29 protein-coding genes and 1 tRNA gene are annotated in these 23,926 nt (G+C 58.9%); 13 read left to right on the top strand and 17 right to left on the bottom strand.

Annotation, left to right across the window (positions count from 1 at the left end; translation table 11 throughout):
- The first annotated feature begins 106 nt into the window (after positions 1 to 106).
- A complete protein-coding gene (rplQ, locus tag R6X40_RS07605; RefSeq protein WP_113317595.1) occupies positions 107 to 532 on the top strand; it encodes a 50S ribosomal protein L17 in 426 nt (141 codons plus the stop codon).
- A 92-nt stretch (positions 533 to 624) separates the two neighbouring features.
- Here the strand turns inward: rplQ and msrQ are convergent, their stop codons facing one another.
- On the bottom strand, positions 625 to 1,284 hold the full coding sequence (gene msrQ / locus R6X40_RS07600) for a protein-methionine-sulfoxide reductase heme-binding subunit MsrQ (protein ID WP_318412322.1): 660 nt from the start codon (positions 1,282 to 1,284) through the stop codon (positions 625 to 627).
- 2 nt (positions 1,285 to 1,286) lie between these two features.
- Positions 1,287 to 2,231, bottom strand: coding sequence for a protein-methionine-sulfoxide reductase catalytic subunit MsrP (gene msrP, locus R6X40_RS07595; RefSeq protein ID WP_318412321.1), 945 nt, complete (start codon positions 2,229 to 2,231; stop codon positions 1,287 to 1,289).
- Between the two features lie 196 nt (positions 2,232 to 2,427).
- On the opposite strand from msrP, the gene R6X40_RS07590 reads away from it, so the two are divergent.
- Positions 2,428 to 3,825 carry a DegQ family serine endoprotease gene (locus R6X40_RS07590; protein WP_318412319.1) on the top strand — a complete coding sequence of 466 codons (1,398 nt, stop codon included), beginning with the start codon at positions 2,428 to 2,430 and terminating at the stop codon, positions 3,823 to 3,825.
- Positions 3,826 to 3,915: 90 nt separating this feature from the next.
- Positions 3,916 to 5,214: a replication-associated recombination protein A gene (locus R6X40_RS07585; RefSeq protein ID WP_412178341.1), complete on the top strand. Its 1,299-nt coding sequence runs from the start codon at positions 3,916 to 3,918 to the stop codon at positions 5,212 to 5,214.
- 36 nt (positions 5,215 to 5,250) lie between these two features.
- Here the strand turns inward: R6X40_RS07585 and R6X40_RS07580 are convergent, their stop codons facing one another.
- Positions 5,251 to 5,628, bottom strand: a complete 378-nt coding sequence (locus R6X40_RS07580) for a VOC family protein (protein WP_318412317.1) — start codon at positions 5,626 to 5,628, stop codon at positions 5,251 to 5,253.
- A 253-nt stretch (positions 5,629 to 5,881) separates the two neighbouring features.
- Between R6X40_RS07580 and sugE the strand changes: the two genes are divergently transcribed.
- The gene (gene sugE / locus R6X40_RS07575; RefSeq protein ID WP_318412316.1) at positions 5,882 to 6,196 is read left to right on the top strand and encodes a quaternary ammonium compound efflux SMR transporter SugE; all 315 of its coding nucleotides are present in this window, start codon (positions 5,882 to 5,884) and stop codon (positions 6,194 to 6,196) included.
- 85 nt (positions 6,197 to 6,281) lie between these two features.
- Here the strand turns inward: sugE and R6X40_RS07570 are convergent, their stop codons facing one another.
- The 4 genes from R6X40_RS07570 to crcB form a co-directional block, all read right to left on the bottom strand.
- Positions 6,282 to 7,067 carry an ATP12 family chaperone protein gene (locus tag R6X40_RS07570; RefSeq protein ID WP_318412314.1) on the bottom strand — a complete coding sequence of 262 codons (786 nt, stop codon included), beginning with the start codon at positions 7,065 to 7,067 and terminating at the stop codon, positions 6,282 to 6,284.
- Positions 7,060 to 7,725, bottom strand: a complete 666-nt coding sequence (locus R6X40_RS07565; RefSeq protein ID WP_318412312.1) for an HAD-IA family hydrolase — start codon at positions 7,723 to 7,725, stop codon at positions 7,060 to 7,062. Before R6X40_RS07565 ends, R6X40_RS07570 begins: the two co-directional genes overlap by 8 nt.
- Complete coding sequence (locus tag R6X40_RS07560; protein ID WP_318412311.1) at positions 7,725 to 8,717, bottom strand: RluA family pseudouridine synthase; 993 nt, start codon at positions 8,715 to 8,717, stop codon at positions 7,725 to 7,727. Before R6X40_RS07560 ends, R6X40_RS07565 begins: the two co-directional genes overlap by 1 nt.
- 126 nt (positions 8,718 to 8,843) lie before the next feature.
- Positions 8,844 to 9,221: a fluoride efflux transporter CrcB gene (gene crcB, locus R6X40_RS07555; RefSeq protein WP_318412310.1), complete on the bottom strand. Its 378-nt coding sequence runs from the start codon at positions 9,219 to 9,221 to the stop codon at positions 8,844 to 8,846.
- Between crcB and R6X40_RS07550 the strand changes: the two genes are divergently transcribed.
- Positions 9,220 to 9,390 (top strand): hypothetical protein, encoded by a 171-nt coding sequence (locus R6X40_RS07550; RefSeq protein ID WP_318412309.1) that lies wholly within the window; start codon positions 9,220 to 9,222, stop codon positions 9,388 to 9,390. The genes crcB and R6X40_RS07550 overlap by 2 nt on opposite strands.
- Positions 9,387 to 9,698, top strand: a complete 312-nt coding sequence (locus R6X40_RS07545) for a DUF1883 domain-containing protein (RefSeq protein ID WP_318412308.1) — start codon at positions 9,387 to 9,389, stop codon at positions 9,696 to 9,698. Before R6X40_RS07550 ends, R6X40_RS07545 begins: the two co-directional genes overlap by 4 nt.
- Before the next feature lie 51 nt (positions 9,699 to 9,749).
- On the opposite strand, the gene fghA is transcribed toward R6X40_RS07545, so the two are convergent.
- From fghA to R6X40_RS07515, 6 genes are all read right to left on the bottom strand, one after another.
- A complete protein-coding gene (fghA, locus tag R6X40_RS07540; RefSeq protein ID WP_318412307.1) occupies positions 9,750 to 10,583 on the bottom strand; it encodes an S-formylglutathione hydrolase in 834 nt (277 codons plus the stop codon).
- Positions 10,584 to 10,612: 29 nt separating this feature from the next.
- Positions 10,613 to 11,257 (bottom strand): DUF1345 domain-containing protein, encoded by a 645-nt coding sequence (locus R6X40_RS07535; protein ID WP_318412306.1) that lies wholly within the window; start codon positions 11,255 to 11,257, stop codon positions 10,613 to 10,615.
- A 26-nt stretch (positions 11,258 to 11,283) separates the two neighbouring features.
- Positions 11,284 to 11,754 (bottom strand): YaiI/YqxD family protein, encoded by a 471-nt coding sequence (locus R6X40_RS07530; protein WP_318412304.1) that lies wholly within the window; start codon positions 11,752 to 11,754, stop codon positions 11,284 to 11,286.
- Between the two features lie 25 nt (positions 11,755 to 11,779).
- Positions 11,780 to 12,265: a hypothetical protein gene (locus tag R6X40_RS07525; RefSeq protein WP_318412303.1), complete on the bottom strand. Its 486-nt coding sequence runs from the start codon at positions 12,263 to 12,265 to the stop codon at positions 11,780 to 11,782.
- Positions 12,266 to 12,467: 202 nt separating this feature from the next.
- Entirely contained in the window at positions 12,468 to 13,595 is a 1,128-nt protein-coding gene (locus R6X40_RS07520) for an S-(hydroxymethyl)glutathione dehydrogenase/class III alcohol dehydrogenase (protein WP_318412301.1), read from the bottom strand.
- 89 nt (positions 13,596 to 13,684) lie between these two features.
- Positions 13,685 to 14,080: a helix-turn-helix domain-containing protein gene (locus tag R6X40_RS07515; protein WP_318412300.1), complete on the bottom strand. Its 396-nt coding sequence runs from the start codon at positions 14,078 to 14,080 to the stop codon at positions 13,685 to 13,687.
- 240 nt (positions 14,081 to 14,320) lie between these two features.
- On the opposite strand from R6X40_RS07515, the gene R6X40_RS07510 reads away from it, so the two are divergent.
- The 3 genes from R6X40_RS07510 (at position 14,321) to R6X40_RS07500 (ending at position 17,283) form a co-directional block, all read left to right on the top strand.
- Positions 14,321 to 15,217: a DMT family transporter gene (locus R6X40_RS07510; protein WP_318412393.1), complete on the top strand. Its 897-nt coding sequence runs from the start codon at positions 14,321 to 14,323 to the stop codon at positions 15,215 to 15,217.
- Between the two features lie 96 nt (positions 15,218 to 15,313).
- On the top strand, positions 15,314 to 15,928 hold the full coding sequence (locus R6X40_RS07505; RefSeq protein WP_318412299.1) for a hypothetical protein: 615 nt from the start codon (positions 15,314 to 15,316) through the stop codon (positions 15,926 to 15,928).
- A 98-nt stretch (positions 15,929 to 16,026) separates the two neighbouring features.
- Positions 16,027 to 17,283 carry a hypothetical protein gene (locus tag R6X40_RS07500; RefSeq protein ID WP_318412298.1) on the top strand — a complete coding sequence of 419 codons (1,257 nt, stop codon included), beginning with the start codon at positions 16,027 to 16,029 and terminating at the stop codon, positions 17,281 to 17,283.
- Here R6X40_RS07500 and lipB read toward each other — a convergent pair.
- Entirely contained in the window at positions 17,256 to 18,014 is a 759-nt protein-coding gene (lipB, locus tag R6X40_RS07495; protein WP_318412297.1) for a lipoyl(octanoyl) transferase LipB, read from the bottom strand. The genes R6X40_RS07500 and lipB overlap by 28 nt on opposite strands.
- A 195-nt stretch (positions 18,015 to 18,209) precedes the next feature.
- Here lipB and R6X40_RS07490 point away from each other — a divergent pair.
- Positions 18,210 to 18,294, top strand: a tRNA-Leu gene (locus R6X40_RS07490).
- 262 nt (positions 18,295 to 18,556) lie between these two features.
- On the opposite strand, the gene R6X40_RS07485 is transcribed toward R6X40_RS07490, so the two are convergent.
- From R6X40_RS07485 to R6X40_RS07475, 3 genes are all read right to left on the bottom strand, one after another.
- Positions 18,557 to 18,829, bottom strand: coding sequence for a hypothetical protein (locus R6X40_RS07485; protein WP_318412295.1), 273 nt, complete (start codon positions 18,827 to 18,829; stop codon positions 18,557 to 18,559).
- 228 nt (positions 18,830 to 19,057) lie between these two features.
- Complete coding sequence (locus tag R6X40_RS07480; RefSeq protein WP_318412293.1) at positions 19,058 to 19,564, bottom strand: peptide deformylase; 507 nt, start codon at positions 19,562 to 19,564, stop codon at positions 19,058 to 19,060.
- A gap of 47 nt (positions 19,565 to 19,611) precedes the next feature.
- Entirely contained in the window at positions 19,612 to 19,752 is a 141-nt protein-coding gene (locus tag R6X40_RS07475) for a hypothetical protein (protein ID WP_318412291.1), read from the bottom strand.
- Between the two features lie 67 nt (positions 19,753 to 19,819).
- Here R6X40_RS07475 and mgtE point away from each other — a divergent pair, with 67 nt between their 5' ends.
- The 3 genes from mgtE to R6X40_RS07460 all read left to right on the top strand — a co-directional run bounded on the left by mgtE (position 19,820) and on the right by R6X40_RS07460 (position 23,909).
- A complete protein-coding gene (mgtE, locus tag R6X40_RS07470) occupies positions 19,820 to 21,247 on the top strand; it encodes a magnesium transporter (RefSeq protein ID WP_318412289.1) in 1,428 nt (475 codons plus the stop codon).
- A 165-nt stretch (positions 21,248 to 21,412) separates the two neighbouring features.
- A complete protein-coding gene (locus R6X40_RS07465; RefSeq protein ID WP_318412288.1) occupies positions 21,413 to 21,799 on the top strand; it encodes a MerR family DNA-binding transcriptional regulator in 387 nt (128 codons plus the stop codon).
- Positions 21,800 to 21,935: 136 nt separating this feature from the next.
- Positions 21,936 to 23,909 carry a PhoX family phosphatase gene (locus tag R6X40_RS07460; RefSeq protein ID WP_318412286.1) on the top strand — a complete coding sequence of 658 codons (1,974 nt, stop codon included), beginning with the start codon at positions 21,936 to 21,938 and terminating at the stop codon, positions 23,907 to 23,909.
- Positions 23,910 to 23,926: the final 17 nt, after the last annotated feature.

The raw sequence follows: 23,926 nt of genomic DNA, 5'->3' as shown, positions 1-23,926 counted from the left end.
AGGTTTTGACTGCCTTTCCCCGTCAAACAGCAGGCAAAAGTCTGCATGTGCCAGGAAACGGCAGGCCCATACGCAAGAGGGAACCTGCAATTAAAGGAGAATAGCAATGCGCCATGGTGTAGCCGGCCGCAAGCTGAATAGAACTGCAAGCCACCGTAAGGCAATGTTTGCCAATATGGCTGCTTCGCTCATTGAACATGAGCAGATCGTCACGACCCTGCCGAAGGCAAAGGAAATCCGTCCGATCGTCGAGAAGCTCGTCACGCTCGGCAAGAAGGGTGACCTTCATGCTCGTCGTCAGGCCATCTCCCAGATCCGCGACGTTGCTGTCGTCGGCAAGCTGTTCGACGCCATCGCAACACGTTACGCAACCCGCAACGGCGGCTACCTGCGCATCATGAAGGCTGGCTACCGTCACGGCGACAATGCGGCTCTGGCTGTTATTGAATTCGTTGACCGCGACACCTCGGCCAAGGGCGCCAAGGACATCGCTCGCGTTGCTGCCGAAGCAGAAGCTGCAGACGCAGCCTGATCCGACTGGATCTTGTCTAAGATAATAAAAGCGGCCGGGTGGTTTTCACCCGGCCGCTTTTTTGCGTTCTGCCCTGTGCCCGGGAGTTGCCTCTATGGCGCGTCGCTGACCGTTCGCCTGGCCGCAGCCGACTGAACGGATTGGCGTTTGCGGCGCAGATAGGGCTTGCGCACCGCACGCCAGCCAAGCAGCAGGGCGACGAGCGCGAGATAAATTGCCTGCTCCGGGCCGACGACTTTGACGGACATGGCAAAATGCAGCGCGCCGGCGGCAGTGATGACATAGGCGAGGCGATGCAACGTGTTCCAGCGTTGCCCGAGCCGGCGGATAGACCAGGCATTCGATGTCAGTGCCAGCGGCACCAGCACGACAAGCGCTGCCATGCCGATGGTGATGAACGGCCTCTTGATGATATCGGCGACGATAGCCGTGATGTTCAGGGACTGGTCGAGCACCATATAGGTGAGGAAATGCAGCAGTACATAATAGAAGGCGAGCAAGCCGAGAGCACGCCGGTAGCGAAGCCAGTTGATCCCAAATAGATCGCGTAGCGGCGTGATTGCCAGCGTAGCGATCAGAAACCTTAGCGCCCAGATGCCGAGCAGGTGTTCGAATTCCTTGACAGGATTGCCGGGCAATTGCCCGGTCGCACCGAGATAGAAGGCGTAGGCTGCCGGGACCAACCCGATGATATAAAGCGCCCAGACAGAGGGGCCATGCAACCGCTTGGGCAGGGAAGGGAGGGGCGCCATCGTCAGAAGTTCGCCTTGAGGTCCATGCCGCTATAAAGCCCTGCGACCTCGTCGGCATAGCCGTTGAACGGCAGTGTCGGCCGGCGGTTGGAGCCGAAGAAGCCGCCACCGCCGATGCGATTCTCCGATGCCTGACTCCAGCGGGGATGATCGACGGCGGGATTCACATTGGCGTAAAAGCCGTATTCGCTTGGCGCCGAGAGATTCCACGTCGACGGTGGTGGTGTCTCCGTCAGTGAAATGCGGACGATCGATTTGATCCCCTTGAACCCGTATTTCCACGGAACGACGAGGCGCACAGGTGCGCCGTTCTGGTTCGGCAGGGTGTTGCCGTAAACGCCGAGCGCAAGGATGGCCAACGGGTGGTTGGCTTCATCAAGGCGCAAGCCTTCGCGGTAGGGCCATGGTAGTGGCTGGAAGAAACCGGATTGTCCCGGCATTTCTTCCGGCCGGACGATTGTTTCGAACGCCACATACTTGGCGCTGCCGAGCGGCTCGACCTTGTCGAGCAGTGCCTTGAGCGGAAAGCCGACCCATGGAATGACCATCGACCACGCTTCGACGCAGCGCATGCGGTAGACGCGCTCTTCCATAGGGAAGGCCAGAAGCTCCTCAAGGCCAAATTCCTTCGGCTTGCCGACAAGACCGTCCACCTTGATCGTCCACGGGGATGGCTTGAACGACGCCGAGTTTGCCGCCGGATCGCCCTTGCCTGTGCCGAATTCATAATAGTTGTTGTAGCCGGTCACGTCTTTTTCGGGCGTCAGCTCCTCATCGACCTTGTAGGTGCTTTGTTGCGCTGTCAGGGGAGCGGCAGTGGCAGCAAGGCCGCTTCCGGCAGCGATCAGGCCACCGGCCGCCATGCTCAGGAAGGACCTGCGTTTGACGAAACACTGCTCCGGTGTGATCTCCGACGATGCGATAAAGGGTTGGCGGTAGGCTGGCATGGGCGATCCTGACGTTTAGGCGATGATGTTCAAGTAAAGTTGCCGGACTTTCCACCATCGAAAAAATCCGGGAAAGCCACGTTTTCGTGTACGGGATGTGAGCGCTACCGAATTCGACCAGCACAACAGCATGTGCCATTTGCCTTTTTTCCGGCGAGATCCTATCTGATCGTAGGATAACATTGGAGAACGTTTCATGATCTTTGGCTGTCGGGCGCTTGCTGCCATTTTCCTTTCCGTCGTTGTCTCTGGCCCGGTAAGCGCCCAGGATGCAAAGGCCGTTCCGCAATCCCGCATCGAGATGCAGCTGTCGTTTTCGCCGCTGGTCAAACAGACGGCCAATGCTGTCGTCAACGTCTACGCCGAAAAGACCGTTCAGAGCCGGTCGCCGTTTGCCGACGATCCGTTCTTCGAGCAGTTCTTCGGTCAGCGCATGCCGAACCGGTCGGAAAAGCAGTCCTCTCTCGGCTCCGGCGTCATCGTCGGCAAGAACGGCATCGTGGTCACCAATTATCATGTCATCACCGATGCCGATAATATCAAGATTGCGCTCGCCGATGGCCGCGAGTTCGAAACCTCGGTCATGCTGAAGGACGAACGGCTTGATCTCGCCGTTCTGAAAATCAAATCCGACGGCCCCTTTGACACTGTCCCGCTTGGTGATTCCGATGCCGTCGAAGTCGGTGATCTGGTGTTGGCGATCGGCAATCCCTTCGGCGTCGGCCAGACCGTCACCAGCGGCATCGTTTCGGCACTGGCGCGCAATCAGGTAATTTCCGGCGATTTTGGCTTCTTCATCCAGACCGATGCGGCAATCAACCCAGGCAATTCCGGTGGTGGCCTGATTGATATGAATGGTGAGTTGATCGGCATCAATACCGCAATCTTTTCGCGCGGTGGCGGCTCCAACGGCGTTGGCTTTGCCATTCCCGCCAATCTCGTCAAGGTCTTCGTGGCGTCGGCCGAAGGTGGCAATGGCAGCTTTACCCGGCCGTTCATTGGCGCAAGCTTTGAACCGGTGACTTCGGAAGTTGCCGATGCGCTCGGGCTCGACCGGGCGCGTGGCGCGCTGGTGAGTTCCGTCATCGAAGGCGGTCCGGCGGAAAAGGCAGGCATCAAGCCGGGGCAGGTGATCACAGCCGTCAACGGTATTCCGGTCGAGCATCCCGATGCGCTGGGGTACCGCCTGACAACGGTCGGGATCGGCCATGTCGCCAAGGTAACGGTGATTGAAAATGGCAAGACCCGAGATATCGACCTTGCGCTGGCCGAAGCGCCGGAAACATCGCCGCGCGACGAGCGGCTGATTGAGGGGCGCAACCCCTTCGCAGGCGCCGTGGTTGGCAATCTGTCGCCGCGCCTTGCCGATGAACTGCGGATGCCAGCGTCGTCGCAAGGTGTTGTGATTACAGAGATCAATCGTGGATCGCCTGCAGCCCGCGTCGGTTTCCAGCCGAAAGACATCATCATTGCCGTCAATGGTACGCCGATCGACAAGTCCGCCACGCTTGAGACCATTGCCAAGGATAATCCGTCGCTGTGGCGCGTCGAGATTGAACGCAACGGTCAACGCATCCGCCAGTTCTTCCGGTGATCGTTTTGCCGGGTTTAGGCGAACCCAAGGACGTAAGCATCTTGCACCGGCCGGTCATGGAACCGGCCGTTCCGGATGGAGGAGTTGCGTGTGACGCTGTTCGATGAGGCTACCCACCGGCCGCTTGCTGATGCTCTTCGTCCTGAAACGCTGGAAGAGGTCATTGGTCAGGATCACCTTCTGGGCGAGAATGGACCGATTGCCCGCATGCTGACAGGCGGTACAGTCGGATCCTTTATTCTCTGGGGGCCGCCTGGCGTCGGCAAGACCACGATTGCGCGCCTTGTCGCCACCTCGGCGAAAATGGAGTTCGTCCAGCTTTCAGCCGTCATGTCGGGCATCGCCGATCTGCGCAAGGTTTTCGACACCGCAAAAAGCAACCGCACCATTGGCCGCCAGACGATTCTCTTCGTTGATGAGCTGCACCGCTTCAACCGCAGCACCCAGGATGCGCTGCTGCCACATGTCGAAAACGGCTCGGTCATTCTGATTGGTGCGACGACGGAAAATCCGAGCTTCAGCCTGGTGGCGGCATTGCTGTCGCGGCTGAAGGTTTTCACGCTCAATCCGTTCGATGCTGCCTCCTCCGAATTGCTCTTGGCGCGGGTCGAGAATTTTGTCGGAAAGCGCTTGCCGCTGACAGATGATGCGAGATCCTCCCTGATCAACATGGCCGATGGGGACGGGCGCTATCTGGTGGGTCTGGCCGACGACGTTCTATCGCTCGGTGAGGACGGCGATCTCGACATCGGGCGGCTTTCGAAGGCCCTGCAGAAACGTATGCCTGTCTACGACAAGGCGCAGGATGGTCATTACAATCTGCTGAGCTGTTTCCATAAAAGCCTGCGGGGCAGTGATGTCGATGCAGCATTATATTGGGGTGCGCGGATGGTAGATGCGGGTGAAGACCCGACGACCCTGTTTCGGCGGCTCGCCTGTGCTGCCAGCGAAGATGTCGGCATGGCCGATCCGAACGCCATGCCGCAGGTCATCGCCGCCTGGACCGCTTTCGAGCGCATCGGCTGGCCGGAGGGTCGTTTGTTTATTGCCCAGGCGATTGTCTATGTGGCGACCGCGCCAAAATCGAATGCCAGTTACCGGTCTTTTGATGCAGCACTGGAGATGGCCCGCCAGACCGGCTCGATTCCTCCGCCAAAGAGCATTCTTAACGCCCCGACCAAGTTGATGAAGGATCTCGGTTATCACGAGGGTTACAAATACGACCACGATTATCCGGACGCCTATTCTGGACAGGAATTCTTTCCAGAAGAGCTGCGCAGCAAGGACACGCGGTTTTACAAGCCACAGGAACGCGGCTTTGAGCGTGAAACACTCAAACGCCTGGAGTTCTGGCAACGCCTGAAGCGCGACCGCTCGTCAAAGGAATAGGCTGGATCGGTCGCTGCCGACCCAGCCGGAGTTAGTTCACTCGGGCAGTTTGAAGAACGCCTCGAGGCGATAGCCATCGGGATCGACGATAAAGCCGGCATAATAAAACTGGCTGTATTCCGGCCGCAATCCCGGCAACCCGTTGTCTTCGCCGCCGTTTGAGACACCGGCTGCGTGGAAGGCATCGACCGAAGCGGCATCGGGTGCGATGAAGCAGAAATGCAGGCCGGAGCTTCTGTCGGCGGGGACGGGGCTCTCGACCTTTGCAATCCACAGGCTGATCCGGTCCGAACCATAACCGATCACGGTGTCTGTTTTTGACAACCGCTCGTAACCGAGCGGCATCAGAATCGCGTCATAGAAACGGCGCGAACGATCGAGATCTTTTACGCCAATCGACACATGGTCAAACATTGCGGAATACTCCCTGTTTCGCGCCCATCTTCTCCGTTCAAAATCACCCGCACAAGAGCAAACCGTATTTGAACGCGGATTGTCTTTCGCTGGCAGGGGGAGAGCTGCGAATGGTTGGCACGGCTGGCAAGCTCTTGTCACAGTCAAACCGGGGTAGCATAGAGTGCATATGCAGACGGCTGCACGGGATCGGCATACATGCCACGACCCGAACATCCGCGAGGACGGCCTCGCTCCTTTGGACGGAGTCATTATGGCCTGGATTATCCTCTTCCTCGCAGGAATTCTTGAGATCGGTTGGGCGATCGGCCTGAAATATACCGAAGGCTTCACCAAGCTTCTGCCCACAGTTCTGACCGGCGCCTCGATGGTGGCCAGTGTCGTCCTGCTCGGCATCGCCGTACGCACTTTGCCACTGGGCACAGCCTATGCTGTTTGGACCGGTATCGGCACGGTTGGAACGGTGATCCTAGGCATCGTGCTGTTTGCCGAGCCGGCAACAGCCGTTCGCATCGGCTGTATCGCGCTGATCATTGCCGGCATTGCCGGGCTGAAGCTGACCGCCTGAAAATTCTTCGATGCTGAAAAGAAAACACTCCCGTGCAGGTCGTTGCGCGGGAGTGTGGCTGTATCGGTTGCTGATGCCTTGGAAATCAGCGCAGGGCGTCGAGCGTTGCCGTTGCGGCCTGCATTTCCCGCCAGCGGTTTTCGCGGCGCTGGAAGGCTTCGTCGTCGGTGCCCCAATGCTCGATCTGCCAATCCTCGTCGACATGAGCAAGTGCCCAGGCCTCTTCCGCCGATAGCTGCTTTTCGGCAAAGGCTATGGCGAGCAGGGCAGAGCCGGTGAGCGTGGTGATCGTGTGCAGGCAGGCAAGACCGAGTGGTGTCGCATAGGCACGAAGCGCTTCGGCAACGCCGTTGATGGCGGCGCGCGGCTGGACCTGATGCACAACGCCTTCGACGAGAACGAAGCGCGCGCTCAGTTTTTCCGATGCCCAGTTGACGACCGGATCCCAGCGTTCCGACTGGCGAACAACCAGGCCCTCAGGCTCACTAGCCCGGTAGCAGAGAAGATCGGTTCCGGCAAAGTTGAGGATGTCGTCAAAAACGGCGCGGATATCCTTGGAGACGCCATCGATCGCCGTGTTGGCAAGCCGGGTGACGGGCATAGTCGCCGGGTTGATCTCTTCCTTCTGGGCATCCCATTCGGCCACCAGCAGATCAGCGGCGGCTTGGGTCGGAACAGTCAGATACTGTTTTGCCGGGGTGCGCACAGAGCGGCCGTCGAGGAGAATGGCGTGGCCGCCGTCTTCTGCCGGGCCGATGCTCACCGTGGTATAGAAACGCTTCGCCAGCGGCTTGTGCATCTGTATCTGCGCGCGGCGTACGGGATCCGGATCGCTTAGCGCGTCAGACAGATCGTCGCGAATATCAGGCATGATGTGTCTCCATCCAGTCCAGAATATCATGCGGGGTGCGGGCAATGAAATCTGCCCCAGCTTCGATGAGCTCGGGAACGGACGCATAACCCCATGCGACACCGATGGCGGATGCACCGGCGCTCTTGGCCATCTGCATGTCGTAGATCGCGTCACCAATGACGACGGTATCCCTGGCGTCGATGCCAGCCTCGGCACAGCACTCCGTCACCATCGCTGGATGCGGCTTGGAAGGGCAGTCATCCGCCGTCCGGGAAACGAAGAATGTCTTTTCATAACCGTGGCTTGTACAGATCTGATCAAGTCCTCGGCGGGATTTTCCCGTTACGGCACCCAGAAGCAGTCCATCACGGGCCATCAGCGTCGCGATGAGCGGAGCAATACCGTCAAACAGCGGCTCGCGAAAATTCATCTCGGTGCGCACGCTGCCATAAAGCTTCTTGTAATGCGCCGTCATCGCCAGGGCACGATCGTCCACATGCGGCTGGTGCATCAGCCGGGCTATGGCGATATCGAGGGTCAGGCCGATAATGCTTTTCGTGGCATCCAGCGAGATTCGTTCGAGGCCAAAATCCTCGAACGTACGCGCCATGACTTCGTGGATGAGCCCGGCGCTGTCGACCAGGGTGCCGTCACAATCGAATAGAGCGAGTTTCATCAATCGTCGGCTTCCTCGGCGCTGGCCATGTCGAAACCGATCAGATTCCAGCTCTGGACCATGTGTGCCGGCATTGGCGCGGTGACGATCAGGCGTCCGCCGTCCGGATGGGGCACGTCAATGCGCCGGGCGTGGAGATGGAGCTTGTTCTGGACGCCGCCGGGGAATGCCCAATTGAATTCAGCGCCAAAATACTTCGGATCGCCGATGATCGGGTGGCCGATATGGGCGGCATGGACGCGCAACTGGTGGGTACGGCCGGTATAGGGTTCCATTTCCAGCCATGTGAGGTTCTGGCCGGCGGTCTCGATAATCCGGTAGTAGGAAACGGCGTGGTCGGCGCCGTCCTCGCCATGTTTGGCAATCCGCATGCGGTCGCCGTCCGGCGTCTGTTCCTTGACCAGCCAGGTCGAAATCTTGTCTTCCTTCTTGCGCGGAACACCCTTGACCATCGCCCAGTAGGTTTTCTTGGTATCGCGTTCGCGAAACGCTGCCGTCAGCTTCTGGGCGGCGCCACGGGTGCGGGCGATCACCAGAACGCCGGATGTATCGCGGTCGAGGCGATGCACGAGGCGCGGTTTCTCGCCCTTTGGGCTGGTCCAGGCTTCCAGCATGTCATCGATATGACGGTTGATGCCCGAACCACCCTGAACTGCGATGCCCGGCGGTTTGTTGAGAACGATCACCTTGGCGTCTTCATGCAGGAGCATGCGCGATAGAAGCTCATGATCGGAGGCGTGCCGCAGGTCACGGCCGGCAATCGGGCCTGTCCGTGTCTTCGGATCGACTTCCATCGGCGGGATGCGCACGACCTGACCGGGCTGGACGCGCATATCCGACTTGACGCGGCCGCCATCGACGCGGACCTGGCCGGAGCGCAGCAGCTTCTGCAGCGGACCGAAGCCGAGGCCCGGATAATGTATCTTGAACCAGCGATCAAGGCGCATGCCCGCCTCGTCGGATTCGACTTGCTTGTGTTCAATACCCGCCATGTGTTTCTACCTGCATCCAAGTGCCATAGCGCCCCGACATTGGTGCCGACCGGAAATCCGTGCGCAAACTGATTTATGACAGAGCAGGCCGGTCCAATCGGACGCACGGCGCTCTGAGAGGTCCCTTTAGACTATTGTGCGCATAAGGACCAGCCCGGCAAACACCGCTACTGCCGAAAGAAGCACGCTGGAAGCCACATAAATCAACGCCGTGACCGGTTCGCCGCGTTCAAACAGCGTGATGGCGTCCAGAGAGAAGGCTGAGAAGGTGGTGTATCCACCAAGAATTCCGGTGATCAGGAACAATCGCATCTCGGCCGATGCCCCGAATTTGCGCGCGATCATCTCTGCAAAGACGCCGATCAGGAAGGATCCGGTGATGTTGACCGTCAGCGTTCCCCACGGAAACGACGGGCCGAAACTGCGCAGCGTCCAGAGCCCGACGAGATAGCGCAGGACCGAACCGAGAGCGCCACCGGCGGCAACGAGAAGGATATGTATCATGGGAAATGCCATAGCCGAAACCGGCGGGGCAGAAAAGATGGCCGTCCGTTTTGGTGCATCTGAAACCGCCCTGCTGCTAATTGGCGGACAAGCGGAAAACCAATTTTTAACGCGAAAATGCTTATATGCCAGTCTCCCACCAAGCTGTTTTCAAGCGGACGTACCATGACAAAAGTGAAATTCAGCTTCACCCATTACGACCTCAAGCAGCAGCGCGCCGGCGTGACCATCGAGATCACCCTGTCGGCGGTTGCCAATGTCCGGCTGATGACCGGCAACAATTTCCAGCTCTATACGGAAACGCTGAAGCACCAGTTCGTCGGCGGTGTGGCGCGCAAATCACCGATCCGCCTGACCATCCCGCAATCCGGTCACTGGCATGTGGTCGTCGATATGGAAGGCCATCATGGCCAGTGCGAATCGAGCATACGTATCGTTGAAAGTCTCGCCCGTCCGAGCTTCCAATCCGCATCGTGAAACGAACCGCGCCGTAGAGAGACGCGGTTCTTCAATCCGGACGGATAAAGCTTAAGCCAGCCGCTCGGCGTGCCATTTCAGATGCTCGTCCATGAAAGACGAGATGAAATAGTAGGAGTGATCATAGCGCTCGTGCATGCGCAGTGTCAGACCGATGCCGGTGCCCTTGATGGCGTCCTCGAACAGCCATGGACGCAGGCCTGTTTCCAGAAAATTGTCGGCCTTGCCCTGATCGATCAGGAATTCCGGGAAGCGCGCCCCGTCTTTCACCAGTGCACAGGCGTCGTATTGCCGCCAGCTAGCCTTGTCGTCACCGAGATATTTCTCGAAGGCGCCAATGGACCAGTCAGCAGTCGAAGGTTCTACGATCGGCGCGAAGGCCGAGCAGCTCTTGAACCGGTCGGGGTTCTTCAGCGCGATGGTCATGGCGCCGTGGCCGCCCATGGAATGTCCAAAAATGCCCTGCCGTGCCATGTCGGCACGAAAGTGCTGGGCGATGAAAGCCGGCAGTTCTTCAGTGATGTAAGTATACATCTGGTAGTTCTCGGCCCACGGCTCCTCCGTGGCGTCGAGATAGAACCCGGCACCCTTGCCCATCTGCCAGTTTGTCAGCTCGTCCGGAACGTCGCTGCCGCGCGGGCTGGTGTCGGGGCAGACGATGATCAGCCCAAGCTCGGCTGCCATCCGGCGATATTCGCCTTTTTCCATGACGTTGGCATGCGAGCAGGTGAGGCCGGAGAGATACCAGACGACCGGGCAGGGAGCGGTGATCGCCTGTGGCGGAATATAGACTGCAAAGGTCATCTCGACGCCGCAAGCCTGTGAATCGTGCGAAAAAACGCCCTGCATGCCGCCGAATGCGGTGTTTTGGGAAAGGACTTTCAAACTGTGCTCCTTCGAGGCTGAACGCGATCCTATGCCAGCGAAACGGCTGCGTTGACCGCAGCCGCCACCAGCACGGTGTTGAAGAAAAAGGAGACGACCGCGTGCAGAAGGTTGATCTTGCGCATCTCGGTCGTGGTCACGGCGACATCCGAAGTCTGGGCGGTCATGCCGATCACAAACGCGAAGTAGAGGAAATCGTAGCCGCTGGGGTCCTTGGTGCCGGGGAACTCGAGACCGTGGTTTTTGTCGTCGCCTCCGCCCGTCTCCAGTCGCCAATATTGGTGGGCATAGTGCATAGCCGCCATCGTGTGGATGGTCAGCCAGCCGAGCGTGACGGAACCGAAGGCGAGAACAAGTTCAACCACCGTTTCGCTGCGGCCTGCGTTCAACGCCAGGAACAGCGATACGATTGAAATCGCGGCGGTCGCCACCGTGACGGCAAAGATGATGATCGCCGGCTCGTCGGTACCGGCCGCGTTGTGCTTGAGGTAGGCCGCGGTGAGCTTGGGCAAACGTTGGCCGATCATCACCAGGTAGACGAGGAAGAAGACCACCGCCGCCCAATTGATGGCGAGCTTCGGTGCGGCAAAGGCGGAGATGGCCAGCGTGATCAGCGCGCAAATGCCGCCCGTGTAGAACGGTGCATGGCGGCGACGGGCGATCTTGCTGTCCATCTTGCTCATAGGGCCTCCCAGCCGTTCTAGCGTTGTTTGACGCGGCGGCAAAGCCGGTCGAGCGTTTCGAGGAAAGCCGACCGGTCGCGCGGCGAGAAGGCGGCATTGTAACCCTTGCTCTCCCCGGTCTCGCGCAAATGTGCACCGAGATCCCGCATGGCGGTTGCCATGCCGATATTGGCCTTGTCGAAGACACGTCCTGTTGGTCCGGTGACCTGTGCACCGGCGGCAACGCAGCGGCCGGCCAGCGGCACATCGGCGGTAATCACGATGTCACCGTCGCCAGCGCGTTCGGCGATCCAGTCGTCAGCGGCGTCGAAACCCGCCGAGACGATGACATTGCTCACCATCGGGTCACGCGAAGGTCTGAGGCCGGAATTGGCGACCAGTATGACCGGCAGGCCGTGGCGCTCTGCGACCTTCAAGATTTCCGGTTTGACCGGGCAGGCATCGGCATCGACATAGATGGTGCTTTTTGGCAGGGTTGGGTCTGACATGGCTGCTAGTATCGCTTCCCTGTTGTCATGGCCGCGCCGGAGAATTGCTCATCGGCTTTATCGCTTCGCCGGTCGTGGCTTTTGGCCGCTCGAGCGATCGCGCCGCGCCGCTGCGGATCCACGTTTCCGTCGAAATCTTCTCGCCATCGGCGTAGGCCCAATGTCCTTTCCAGGAACCATCCGGCTGCCGATCATATTGCGAAATTCCAAAGCCGCTTTCGTTGCCGTAGCCGACGGTGATCATATCGTCATTCGCTGAGGCAATCCCCGTCGTTTCTTTGCTGCCACGCCTGCCGCCGATGCCGACGCCGTTTGATTCCGTTCCGGCAATCGTCCACGCCACCGAATAGGTTTCGCCCGTGCGGCTGACGACGACGGTTCCCTGATATTCGCCACCGTCGTCGGGATTGGTGCCGATGACGTCATAGGTGCCGACCGGATCGGCGAGGGCCGGGGCGGAAAGGGCGGCAGCCAAAAGAAGGCTGGCAATGCCAAAACTAAGCCTGATCATTCCGCCCCGCATGCTTTTCTTCCCTGGACCATTTTCGGTCGTTGTCTTTTGAACGCATAGCTGTCCGGCTGTTCGAAATCCAGAACCATATCAAGCGGGCAAAGATCCCCTGACAAATAAGCGCCGCGCCTTGAACAGACGCGGCGCCCTGGAGACGGTTTTTCGATGATCAGAAAACCAGGGCCGTATCGGCCGGCTTCTGCTAGTAGATCACCACGCTGCGGATGCTTTCGCCCCGGTGCATGAGGTCAAAGCCCTTGTTGATGTCTTCGAGCGGCATGGTGTGGGTGATCATCGGATCGATCTGGATCTTGCCCTCCATGTACCATTCGACGATCTTCGGCACGTCGGTACGGCCGCGCGCGCCGCCAAAGGCGGTGCCCATCCAGTTGCGGCCGGTGACCAGCTGGAACGGACGGGTGGAGATTTCCTGGCCAGCACCGGCAACGCCGATGATCACCGACTTGCCCCAGCCGCGATGCGACGATTCGAGCGCCTGGCGCATCACCTTGGTGTTGCCGGTGCAGTCGAACGTATAATCGGCGCCGCCGATCGTGTCGCCGTTGCGTTTGGTCAGGTTGACCAGATAGGGCACGATGTCGTCGCCGACTTCCTTCGGGTTGACGAAATGGGTCATGCCGAACTTTTCGCCCCAGGCCTTGCGGTCGTTGTTGATATCGACGCCGATAATCATGTCAGCGCCGGCAAGGCGCAGGCCCTGCAGCACGTTCAGACCAATACCGCCGAGACCGAAGACGATGGCGGTCGAGCCAATTTCGACCTTGGCCGTGTTGATGACGGCGCCGATGCCGGTCGTCACGCCGCAGCCGATGTAGCAGATCTTGTCGAACGGTGCGTCCGGGTTGACCTTCGCCAGCGCGATCTCGGGCAGGACCGTGAAATTGGCAAAGGTCGAGCAGCCCATATAGTGGAAGATCTTGTCCTTGCCGATCGAGAAGCGCGACGTGCCATCCGGCATCAGGCCCTGACCCTGTGTTGATCGGATCGAGGTGCACAGATTGGTCTTGCGGCTGAGGCAGGAATAACATTCGCGGCATTCCGGCGTGTAGAGCGGAATGACGTGATCGCCCTTCTTCAGCGAGGTGACGCCTGGGCCGACATCGACGACGATACCGGCGCCTTCATGGCCGAGGATGGCCGGGAACAGGCCTTCCGGATCGGCGCCCGACAGGGTGAACTCGTCGGTGTGGCAGATGCCGGTCGCCTTGACCTCGACCAGCACTTCGCCGGCGCGCGGCCCGTCCAGCTGAACGGTCATGACTTCGAGTGGCTTGCCAGCCTGCACGGCAACAGCGGCGCGTACGTCCATAGTTCGTCTCCCTGAAATGATTTCGCGCCACAATCGCAGAGTGGACGATGGCGCTCAAGCCGGAATCGGCCCAGAATCGGTCGTAAATATTACATGTCCTGTAGGACGCGGTTGATCTCCATCTCAAGGGCGGAGATCGCCTTTCCTGTCTGCTCGTGCAGTTTCTTCACCTGTATCAGCTGGTCGCGCAATGGACCGGATGCCGTGCTTGTGAGGTCATCCTTTGGTGCTTCGCCGATCCCGGCGATAAGCCAGGCCGGTGCTACGCCGAGCACACCGGCAAGCATGAAGAGCCGGTTGGTGCGTGGCTCGGAGCGGTCGCGCTCCCAGGCAGAAATCGTATCGGTGCGCACCCCGAGCTGGTTGGCCAGATCCTTTGTCGAAAGATTCATCGCATCGCGGGCACGCCAGATACGGCCTCCCAGCGTATCATTGTCGCTTGGCTGGCGAATCATGGCTAAAGCGGTATCGGTCGATAGACGCATCGGTCTCTCCTTTGTGCCTTGCTGGCTTGGATGGGTCGAGTTCCGGGGCGGCCGCGTGATCGCGGTCGATGACTTTATCGTTGCAATTTATAGGTCATCCGGCGAGATTGGACACCCTTCCACGTCAAAAATGCAGCCAAAAACGTCTTCCGGTCGTTGCCGATGTTCGACGATGCCGAGAATGGGACCTCCACATTGACCGCTTCCCATCGCCCTTCCGATAGCCCGGCCCATACCGTCATGCAGGGGCTGGCGATCATGGTGTTCGCCATGCTCATCCTGCCTTGCATGGATGCGATCGCCAAGTACATGGCGGTCTACCAAGGCATGTCGCCGGCGCAGGTGACATTCTACCGGTTTTTCTTCCAGCTGGTCTCCATCCTGCCGATGCTGCTTTCAACCGGCGGTCTTCGGGCGTTGAAACCGAAGCGTCTCTGGTTCAATCTTTTGCGCGGCGTGCTGCTGGCTGCGGCGGCCTTGCTGTTCTTCGTCTCGGTCAAATACATGCCGCTTGCCGATGTCTTCGCCATCTATTTCGTCGAGCCGTTTATCCTCACATGCCTGTCGGCTCTGATCTTGCGTGAAAAAGTCGGCTGGCGGCGTTGGTTTGCGATCTTCATCGGTTTCGGTGGAGCGATGATCGTCATCCAGCCGAGTTTCGAGATCTTCGGGTTGAAATCCTTGCTGCCGGTTTTCTGCGCCTTCCTGTTTGCCTGCTATTTGCTGTTGAACAGGGTTGTCGGCAATGCGGACACGCCTTTGACGATGCAGACGATCGCTGGCATTGGCGGCTCGCTGTTCATGATAGCCGCCATCGCGGTCGGCTACAGCGCCGGGTCGGTGGATTTCATACCGTCACTGCCGCACTCCACCCTGGGCTGGGTGCTGGTTATCGCGCTCGGTACCATCTCCGGCTACGGCCATCTTCTGGTGGTCAAGGCATTTCAGGCAGCCCCCGTGTCGCTTCTGGCGCCGTTCCATTATCTGGAGATCATTACCGGCACCGCGCTGGGCTTCCTGATTTTCGGCGAATTCCCGACGCTGTCGAAATGGCTGGGTATCGCCATTATTGTCAGCTCCGGATTGTTCATGATCTGGCGGGAGCGGAGAGCCGGGTTAATGGTAAAAATTGATTGAATCTTTCAAGCCTTTGCTAACGCTCATTCTTTCCGAATTCGCAACCGCCCGTGTCTTAGATTCAATCCAGTTTCATGATGAAACGGGAGAGAAACGATGGGTGAACTTCGTCTTTCTTATCCGGCATGTGTCATCGCCGGAAAGACGCGCTTGACGGTCGACGATATCGCCATTCTGCGTGAACATGTTTTCGTTCCAGGGATTACCGCTTCGCAAGACGCGGTAATCCTCCTGGCGATCAACGGCTCGTGCAGCGAAAAGTGCCCGGAATGGCATCGCTATTTCATCGACGCGATGACGGAATTCATCGTCCGAACCAGCTACCCGCAAGGCGCCATGGATGAATGGAATGCCGATTGGCTGATTGCGATGATCTCCACACGCGGCGTGGTGAATTCGCGGATCGAGCTCGATCTGTTGTTTCACATCATCGACATCTCCACGAAAATTCCAGACAGCCTGTCCATCTTTGCGCTGGAACAGATCCGTATGGCGATGACCGAGGATGCCAGTGCCAGTGCCAGTGCCTGGGCCGGGCTGCGCGGCAGCCGGCAAAATGGGCTGCAGAAAGCCGATATCCTTCTGATTGCCCGGGTCATGAGCGCCATTGCCCGCTCTCGCGGTAGCCAGTTGACCTTACGGGAACGCAGGATGCTTGAGCAGGTTGGTATTCTGACCGGGCTTTCGGGCGAGCGGATTGAAGCAGCATAGCGCTTTAACAGCAGGGAAGCCGGCAGATGCCGGCTTCCCGCACGATTTGTTCACGCTCTGCAGCTAGCGTTCGGCTGACGATCAATTGGAGAGCGCATATGGCGACGCATGCACCGGCGATCGCGCTGCTTGTCATCAATGTCGGGCTGCTCTGGCTTCTGCTGGCCGTTCCTCTCGGATTGCGCACTGTGCGTGTGCGTGGATCGTTTCGTGCAAGCCGGGAAAAGGTCTGGAATGCCGTTTTTCCCCTTGGAACGTCGGCCGACTGGCATCATTCGGTTCTGACCAGCCGGATTATACCGGACACCCCCAACCGGGTGCAGCAGACCTATACTCATCTCGATCGGCACGGCCAGCCAATCGTCCGGTTGCTGGAGATCACCGAAACGGTGCCGGACACTGAGTATGATGCCCGCGTGCTCGATGACAGCGCACTCGATGCCATATTCTGGAAAGATTTTCGCGAACGCCGGCGGCTGGTCGAAGACGGCGACATGGTTCACCTGACGATCGAGCAGACGGACCGCTATCGTGGCCTGGCATTTCTGATCTTTCGCTTCTTTGCCCTGCGGCGCGAGGTAAAAGCGCTGCAGCAATGGCTCGAGACCGGACAGAGCAAGCCGGCGCGCGTCGTATTCGAGCATCCGCTTGTCCAATGTGGGTTGGCGCTTCTATCGACACTGCTTCTGTGGCCGTTCTTCGGTCTCACCCGTGGCGGCCTGTTACTGTCGGCACTTTTAACGCTGGTCATCGTCCTGCACGAACTGGGCCACATGGCCGCTTACCGTGCCTTCGGACACAAGAGGGTGCGGATGATCTTCGTGCCGCTGCTGGGCGGTGTCGCCATCGGCGGAAGGCCCTACAATTCTCTTTTCGAGGTTGCCACCTGCGCCCTCATGGGCGCCGGCATGTCGGCCTTCCTCATTCCCCTGGCCATCATTCTGTACGAGGCAGCGGGTAATGAGGTGTTCGGGTCGGGAACGGCGGTTCTGATTTTCCTGCTGATCCTCGGTGCCTTCAACCTGCTCAATCTTCTGCCAATGAACAGGTTCGATGGCGGCCAGGTCTTGCGCCAGGTTTTTCATTCACATGTCAGCCGGATGGTGGGAAGTTTTCTCATCACCTTGATCATCGCCGGTGTCGGCTGGCGGATCGGTATGCCAACACCGGCATTGCTGGCAGGGCTCGCCGTGTTTGCCCTTTTGAGCATGATGGGCACCAGCGGCGTCAAGCCGCGCCACCGCCTCGACGAGATGACGGGCGGCCAGCGAATACTCAGTGGCCTGGGCCTATACTCCGCTGTGGCACTGCATGGTTATGCCATCGTCTATGCGACCGACCGGTTGTTTTCCTGATCCAGCGGCGGACAGTCGGCGTCATTGACGGCGGGGCCGAAAATATCTCCGAATGCTTGCCGAAGCTTGATGTCGACATCGGTCATCATCACCGGCAGGCCGAGATCGACCAGGCTGGTGACGCCATAGCCGCGAATACCGCACGGCACGATGCCGTCGAAATGTTCGAGGTCGGGATCGACATTCAGCGACATGCCGTGAAAGCTCACCCATCGGCGCAGGCGGATGCCGATCGCCGCAATCTTGTCCTCCGCTATTGAGCCGTCTGGCAGGCTCGGCCGTTCCGGACGCCGGACCCAGACGCCGACGCGGTCCTCGCGCCGTTCACCCCTGACATTCATGCTGGCGAGCGTTTCGATGACAAGGCTCTCCAGCGCCGCGACAAAGGCGCGAACATCCTGCTTACGCCGCTTGAGATCGAGTATGACGTACACGACGCGCTGGCCCGGGCCATGATAGGTGTATTCGCCACCACGGCCGGTTTGAAACACTGGGAATCGGCCGGGCATGACGAGATCGTCGGCATTGGCGCTGGTTCCTGCGGTATAGAGGGGCGGATGTTCGACGAGCCAGACGAGTTCGTCCGCTTCGCCCGCAGCAATTGCCGCTGCCTCACGCTCCATTGTTTCGATTGCGTCGGCATATTCGACCGGCGAGGGCGCGATTCTCCACCGCACCGGCGGACAGCCATCGGCTGCGAAGAACGTTTTCCCTAGATTTTCGCGTTGCATGGTCAAAGCAATCCCGTTGATTTGTTTTTCTAAATGGTACGCCGAAGGCCAAGAGTCCAGCATTCTCAGGGGTGCGAGAACTGGCCTGTTGAAATAGTTGATGTTGCCGTCAATTTTCTGTCATCCTGCCCTTGTGCACCCCAAATGCTTTTGCTACATGCAGCCCCGCTGGAGCAGTTCGGCACCTACCACGATGCGGTCGTGGCGGAATTGGTAGACGCGCAGCGTTGAGGTCGCTGTGGGGCAACCCGTGGAAGTTCGAGTCTTCTCGACCGCACCATTTGGCCTTCGGGCCAAACAAGAAACCCGCTTTTAGCGGGTTTTTTTGTGTCTTATCATCGTGTTGGTTTTCGATGCGCCCCGTGGCAAAGCGAAGCCTGCGGCAACCTAACCCGGTAAAGTGCCGATTTTCGGCGCACTAGAGCTACAAATCCACCTCTCCGGATAGAGAGTAGCGGCACACATCAAGGCTGCGGCACTATGAGCGTTCGCAAGCAGACTATGCTGTTGTGTGGGACGACGACGCCACCATTCGCGTATTTTCACAATCCACCATGGTCGTTCAGTCTGAAGTCTTCGGCTCTGCGTCTTGAAATGATTTTCAGCGAGCGATCTGGCTGTATTTGATAGGTCTCGCTCCAATAGTTGCCGCTGTTGTCGTGGAAGGTGTGACTGAACGTGCTACCGGCTGGCGACTTCGTCAACTTGGTGCGCGGCTGGCCATTGTAGGTGATGCTGCCCGGAATTGGCTCCACGTCCACTGCTGTGCATGAGGCAAGCAGTACCGCTGCCACCATAAACATGCCCCGTTTCATTGCCGGTTTCCTCCTATCGCCCTTCGTTATTTTATACTCTTCTAATTAAAACGCGCCAGCATGAAATCCAACGATGAGATCCAGTCACGCATCTGCGCGTCCGCCAGCGTTTTCGGTTTCGCTGGGGCTCGTTCCCACTTCAGGTGATGCTTGATCGCCAAATGGCATGGTTGCGGCGTGGCCGGTATCTGGCACTCGCTCTATGCTCCTGCACTTTTGCAGCTTTTTTCAAGAAGCAGCTGCCTTCTCCTGCTTGGCAAAGCGCTTGATCGCCCGCTCGCGTTTCAGGCGCGACAACCTTTGAAGCCAGAAGAGACCGTCGAGCTGATCGATCTCGTGCTGGAGGCAGATGGACAGAAGGCCGTCTGCTTCATCTTCCTTCAATTCTCCCAGAATCGTCTGGTAGCGGACGCGCACCTGACTGGGCCGGGTCACATCTTCGCTTACTCCCGGCATCGAAACGCTGCCCTCCGTATGTGATGCCGTTTCAGTCGATGACCATGTAATTTCCGGGTTGACGTAGATTTTCACGCCAGACTGAGGATCGAGTTCGATGACGGTCAGGCGCTGCAGCACACCGATATGCGGCGCGGTAATGCCGATTCCGGGGGCCGCCCGCATGGTGTCGAGCAGGTCTGCCGCCAGCGTCTCAAGCTCTGCATCGAATTGCGTCACCTTGCTGGTGGACATGGATAGAAAGGGATCGGGAAAACGCTGGATGGGTCGTATGGACAAGGCGTGTCTCCGTGGTTTTTCGCTCCGTCAGAGCTAAACATTTCATATTATTTTGCAACAGCTTGAGTAAAAACGGCGGCAGGATCGGATTGCCAACGCATCGGGTTGTGGACCTCACCGGTTTGTTGGGCTAGCAGGACAGGGCGGTTCAATTTTTCAATCCGGCCGTGGCCTTCGGTCGATGACATTGCCATCCTGCTCCCGTCCGGTTCTGCCGGCGTCTTGGATGGCTGCAATTCTTTTGAGGGCGGGCACATGAGCAGTACCGGCGACCAGGACAAAGACCGCAATCCTCCGGAAGCCGATGTTTATGACGGCTCGGATATCTACGCCGAAGATGGCTCGGTGCGTTCCGATTATCTGATGCATGTCGGTGCCGCCATTGCCGACCGTGATCTTCTTTATCTGCGCCAGCACGTCGCTCGCCTGCACGCATCCGAAATGGGTGACCTTCTGGAAGCGATACAGCAGGACCAGCGCCGGGCGCTGGTTTCGCTGCTGGGCGACGATTTCGATCTGTCGGCGCTGACCGAGGTGGATGAGGCCATCCGCCTCGATATCGTCGAACACCTGCCCAACGAACAGATCGCCGCAGCTCTTGGCGAAATGGATTCCGACGACGCCGTCTACATTCTGGAAGACCTCGATCAGGAGGATCAGGAAGAGATCCTGTCAAAGCTGCCGTTTACCGAACGCGTGCGGTTAAGAAGGTCCCTTGATTATCCCGAAAGCACCGCCGGCCGCCGCATGCAGACGGAGTTCGTCGCGGTGCCGCCGTTCTGGACGGTCGGCCAGACCATCGACTACATGCGCGAAGACGAGAACCTTCCGGAGAGCTTTACCCAGATCTTCGTCATCGATCCGACCTTCAAGTTGCTAGGCGCGCTTGATCTCGACCGTGTGCTGCGCACCAAGCGCTCCGTCAAGATCGAGACAATCATGCGCGAAACCAACCATCCGGTGCCGGCCGAGATGGACCAGGAGGAGGCGGCACAGCTTTTCGAGCAGTATGACCTTCTGTCCGCAGCCGTCGTCGATGAGAACAACCGCCTGGTCGGGGTGCTGACCATCGATGACGTAGTCGACGTGATCCAGGAAGAAGCGGAAGAAGACTTGATGCGCCTTGGCGGCGTCGGTGATGAAGAGCTGTCCGATTCGATCGGCAGCACGTCGCGTTCGCGCGTGCCGTGGCTGATGGTCAATCTCTTCACTGCATTTCTGGCCGCTTCAGTCATCGGGCTGTTCGAAGCAACGATCCAGCAGATTGTCGCCCTTGCCGTACTGATGCCGATCGTTGCCGGCATGGGCGGCAATGCGGGCTCGCAGACGATGACGGTGACCGTGCGCGCGCTCGCCACCCGCGATCTCGATATTCACAATGCCTGGCGCATCGTTCGCCGTGAGGCCGGTGTTGGCCTGTTAAACGGGCTGTTGTTCGGCATTCTGATCGGTATCGTCGCCGGTGCTTGGTTTCAAGACTACAATATTGGCGGTATCATCGCGGTTGCGATGTTGATCAACATGATTGCCGCCGCGCTTGCCGGGATCACGATCCCGTTGCTGCTTGACCGGTTCGGCGCCGACCCTGCCGTGTCGTCTGCGGTTTTCGTCACGACGGTCACGGATGTCACCGGCTTTTTGGCATTTCTGGGGCTTGCAACGTGGTGGTTTCACATCGGTTGACGCTCACGCCGAAGTTTGACTTTTACGTCAAAGTCAATCAAACTACCCTCTGACATTGTAGCGGCCCCAAATCAGGTGGCGGACCGGTGCGACACTTCAACCGCAATTGCATTCTCAGGCGCACTGTGCCCGATTTTCGCGATTGCGGCGTAAGGCGAGGCAGGCGTGGACAAGTACTATACCATTACGGAGCTGACGCGGGAATTCGGAGTTTCGACCCGTACTCTGCGCTTCTATGAGGACGAGGGACTTATCCATCCAGAGCGGCGCGGCAGGACACGTTTGTTCCGTTCGGCAGACCGCCGCCTGATCATGGAAATTCTGCGCGGCCGCCGTATCGGCTTCACCATCGCCGAAATCCGCGAGATCATCCAGGTCTACCGGGATCCACCGGGTGAGGCCGGTCAATTGCGCCTGTTGATGAAGCGTGTCGAAGAAAAGCGCGACGATCTCAACCAGAAGCGCAAGGACATTGAGGAAACCCTGGAGGAACTCGGCAATGTCGAGGAAGCCTGTCTGACCCGGCTCGCCGAAATTGGCGTTGGTACCTGATCGTCACGGCTTTCTACCGGTTCATTTCTAAAACAACCTGATCCAAATTCTGCCACCGAGCATTGGCGGTCTGCACGTCACAGCACGTTCACAGCTGCATGCAATATCGCCTTCGTCACACAAATCGGAGGCTTGCATGTCAGATCGCCAGAAAACCCGCGCCCGGCCAAACCCACGCCGCGCCTTTTCCTCGTCCTACGGTGAAATTCTCGCAGAGGGCGTCAATCGCCGCACTGTTCTCAAGGGCCTTTTCGGCTCGGCCGCCATTGCCGCACTCGGTAATGGCTTTTCAGCCCATCCGGTTCAGGCTGCTGGCACGTCCACATTGACGTTCAAGGAATTGCAGCGGGTCCGCGATACCGCCGACCACTGGCCGGAAGGGTATGGCCGCCAGATCCTCGCCCGCTGGGGCGATGCACTGTTTCCCGACAGCCCCGCCTTTGACATTGCCAGCCTCGACGGCAAGGCGGCGGAACGCCAATTCGGCTACAACAACGACTTTACCCAGTTCCTGCCCTTGCCGCAGGGCTCGACGTCGTCGGATCGCGGGTTGATGGTCGTCAGCCATGAATATGCCTCACCCTTCCTGATGTTTCCAGGCCTCACAGACGAGGATTATCGCGAAAAGCTGACCGAAAACCAGATCCGCGCCCTGATGGGCTGTCTTGGGGTGAGCGTCTTTGAAGTCGCAAAGACTGGCACCAACTGGAAGATTGTTCTCGATAGCAAACACAATCGCCGCATCCATATGGGCACGGAGATGGATATTTCCGGCCCGGCGGCTGGTGATGATCGCCTGAAGACCAAGGCCGATCCGACGGGACGGATTGTCTTCGGCACGATCTCCAACTGTAACGGCGGCATCACGCCCTGGGGCACGATGCTATCCGGCGAGGAAGGCGCAATGGATGTCTTTGCCGGTGATTACAAGACGCTGCCCAATCAGGAACTAGTCGAACGGCAGGGTTGGGACGAAGACGAGAACGACATCTATGCGGTCAGCCGCATCGACCCACGCTTCAAGTTCGAGGAAGAACCAAACGAGTGGATGCGATTTGACTGGGTGGTCGAGATCGACCCGTTCGATCCGGATGCAAAGCCGGTGAAGCGGACATCGCTTGGCCGCATGACCCATGAGGGTGCGCAGGTCACCGTGGCGCCGGATGGCCGTGTTGTGGTGTTCATGGGCGATGATGACGACTTCGAATATCTCTACCGTTTCGTCACCCGCGATCCCTGGAACCCCGCCGACCGGGCTGCCAACAAGGACCTGCTCGACAATGGAACCTTGTCCGTCGCCAAATTCGCAAGCGACGGCACCATGGCCTGGTTGCCGCTGGTGGCAGGGCAAGGGTCGCTGACGGCGCAGACCGGTTTTGCCACGCAGGCAGACGTTGTGCTCAACACCCGCGCTGCAGCCGATCTGGTTGGCGCTACGCCCATGGATGCGCCGGAAGGGTTTGTGCCGCATCACGGTACCGGGAAACTCTACGTCGCGATGACAGAGAACGAGGACCGGCTGGCCGTCGGCAAGGGTGACGAGCGCGAAACCGTCAATATCGCCAATCCGCGCGGACCAAACCCGCATGGTCATCTGCTCGAACTCGTACCGCCCGGTGCGCCGGAGAAGCCGGATCATGCCGCCGATACCTTCACATGGGATGTGTTTGTGCTCTGTGGCGATCCCGCAAAGCCCGAGGATGAGGCGATGTTCAATCCCGCGACAACAGCGTCGGGCTGGTTCACTGACCCCGACAATCTCGGTGTCGATCCGGCCGGGCGTCTGTGGGTCACCACCGACGGTCCGCCACCGGAAGGCATCGCCGACTCGATGTATGTGATGGACACCGAGGGCCCGGGCAGGGCGTTGCCAAAGCTGTTCTATATCGCGCCGGTCGGTTCGGAATGCTGTTCGCCGACCTTCACGCCGGATGGCACGAATGTGTTCGTCTCCATCCAGCATCCGGGCGAATTGCGGCTGACCGACAATGAAGATGCAACGGCGATCGCCGATGCCGGAACCGCTTGGCCGGACTTTGCCGACGGCATCCCGGCGCGTCCGTCACTGGTCGTGATCACGCGCGATGATAAGGGTGTGGTTGGAAACTGAGACCGAAAAAAGTGTCG

Origin of the sequence: Rhizobium sp. PL01 (assembly GCF_033447125.1) — a bacterium.
GTDB lineage: Bacteria > Pseudomonadota > Alphaproteobacteria > Rhizobiales > Rhizobiaceae > Pararhizobium.
The sequence above is the reverse complement of the archived record's forward strand: the minus strand, read 5'-3'. Positions and strand labels throughout refer to the sequence as shown.

Bases quoted from the DNA above. Each gene is read 5' to 3' on its own strand.
- R6X40_RS07570 (WP_318412314.1), bottom strand. From the start codon at position 7,067: ATGCCTGATATTCGCGACGATCTGTCTGACGCGCTAAGCGATCCGGAT.
- R6X40_RS07510 (WP_318412393.1), top strand. From the start codon at position 14,321: ATGCAGGGGCTGGCGATCATGGTGTTCGCCATGCTCATCCTGCCTTGC.
- R6X40_RS07565 (WP_318412312.1), bottom strand. From the start codon at position 7,725: ATGAAACTCGCTCTATTCGATTGTGACGGCACCCTGGTCGACAGCGCC.
- lipB (WP_318412297.1), bottom strand. From the start codon at position 18,014: ATGCAACGCGAAAATCTAGGGAAAACGTTCTTCGCAGCCGATGGCTGT.
- rplQ (WP_113317595.1), top strand. From the start codon at position 107: ATGCGCCATGGTGTAGCCGGCCGCAAGCTGAATAGAACTGCAAGCCAC.
- R6X40_RS07580 (WP_318412317.1), bottom strand. From the start codon at position 5,628: ATGTTTGACCATGTGTCGATTGGCGTAAAAGATCTCGATCGTTCGCGC.
- R6X40_RS07520 (WP_318412301.1), bottom strand. From the start codon at position 13,595: ATGGACGTACGCGCCGCTGTTGCCGTGCAGGCTGGCAAGCCACTCGAA.
- R6X40_RS07475 (WP_318412291.1), bottom strand. From the start codon at position 19,752: ATGTCATCGACCGAAGGCCACGGCCGGATTGAAAAATTGAACCGCCCT.
- R6X40_RS07560 (WP_318412311.1), bottom strand. From the start codon at position 8,717: ATGGCGGGTATTGAACACAAGCAAGTCGAATCCGACGAGGCGGGCATG.
- R6X40_RS07590 (WP_318412319.1), top strand. From the start codon at position 2,428: ATGATCTTTGGCTGTCGGGCGCTTGCTGCCATTTTCCTTTCCGTCGTT.
- R6X40_RS07505 (WP_318412299.1), top strand. From the start codon at position 15,314: ATGGGTGAACTTCGTCTTTCTTATCCGGCATGTGTCATCGCCGGAAAG.
- R6X40_RS07530 (WP_318412304.1), bottom strand. From the start codon at position 11,754: ATGTCAGACCCAACCCTGCCAAAAAGCACCATCTATGTCGATGCCGAT.
- R6X40_RS07460 (WP_318412286.1), top strand. From the start codon at position 21,936: ATGTCAGATCGCCAGAAAACCCGCGCCCGGCCAAACCCACGCCGCGCC.
- msrP (WP_318412321.1), bottom strand. From the start codon at position 2,231: ATGCCAGCCTACCGCCAACCCTTTATCGCATCGTCGGAGATCACACCG.
- crcB (WP_318412310.1), bottom strand. From the start codon at position 9,221: ATGATACATATCCTTCTCGTTGCCGCCGGTGGCGCTCTCGGTTCGGTC.
- R6X40_RS07550 (WP_318412309.1), top strand. From the start codon at position 9,220: ATGGGAAATGCCATAGCCGAAACCGGCGGGGCAGAAAAGATGGCCGTC.
- R6X40_RS07515 (WP_318412300.1), bottom strand. From the start codon at position 14,080: ATGCGTCTATCGACCGATACCGCTTTAGCCATGATTCGCCAGCCAAGC.
- R6X40_RS07535 (WP_318412306.1), bottom strand. From the start codon at position 11,257: ATGGACAGCAAGATCGCCCGTCGCCGCCATGCACCGTTCTACACGGGC.
- R6X40_RS07525 (WP_318412303.1), bottom strand. From the start codon at position 12,265: ATGATCAGGCTTAGTTTTGGCATTGCCAGCCTTCTTTTGGCTGCCGCC.
- mgtE (WP_318412289.1), top strand. From the start codon at position 19,820: ATGAGCAGTACCGGCGACCAGGACAAAGACCGCAATCCTCCGGAAGCC.
- msrQ (WP_318412322.1), bottom strand. From the start codon at position 1,284: ATGGCGCCCCTCCCTTCCCTGCCCAAGCGGTTGCATGGCCCCTCTGTC.
- R6X40_RS07485 (WP_318412295.1), bottom strand. From the start codon at position 18,829: ATGAAACGGGGCATGTTTATGGTGGCAGCGGTACTGCTTGCCTCATGC.
- R6X40_RS07500 (WP_318412298.1), top strand. From the start codon at position 16,027: ATGGCGACGCATGCACCGGCGATCGCGCTGCTTGTCATCAATGTCGGG.
- R6X40_RS07545 (WP_318412308.1), top strand. From the start codon at position 9,387: ATGACAAAAGTGAAATTCAGCTTCACCCATTACGACCTCAAGCAGCAG.
- sugE (WP_318412316.1), top strand. From the start codon at position 5,882: ATGGCCTGGATTATCCTCTTCCTCGCAGGAATTCTTGAGATCGGTTGG.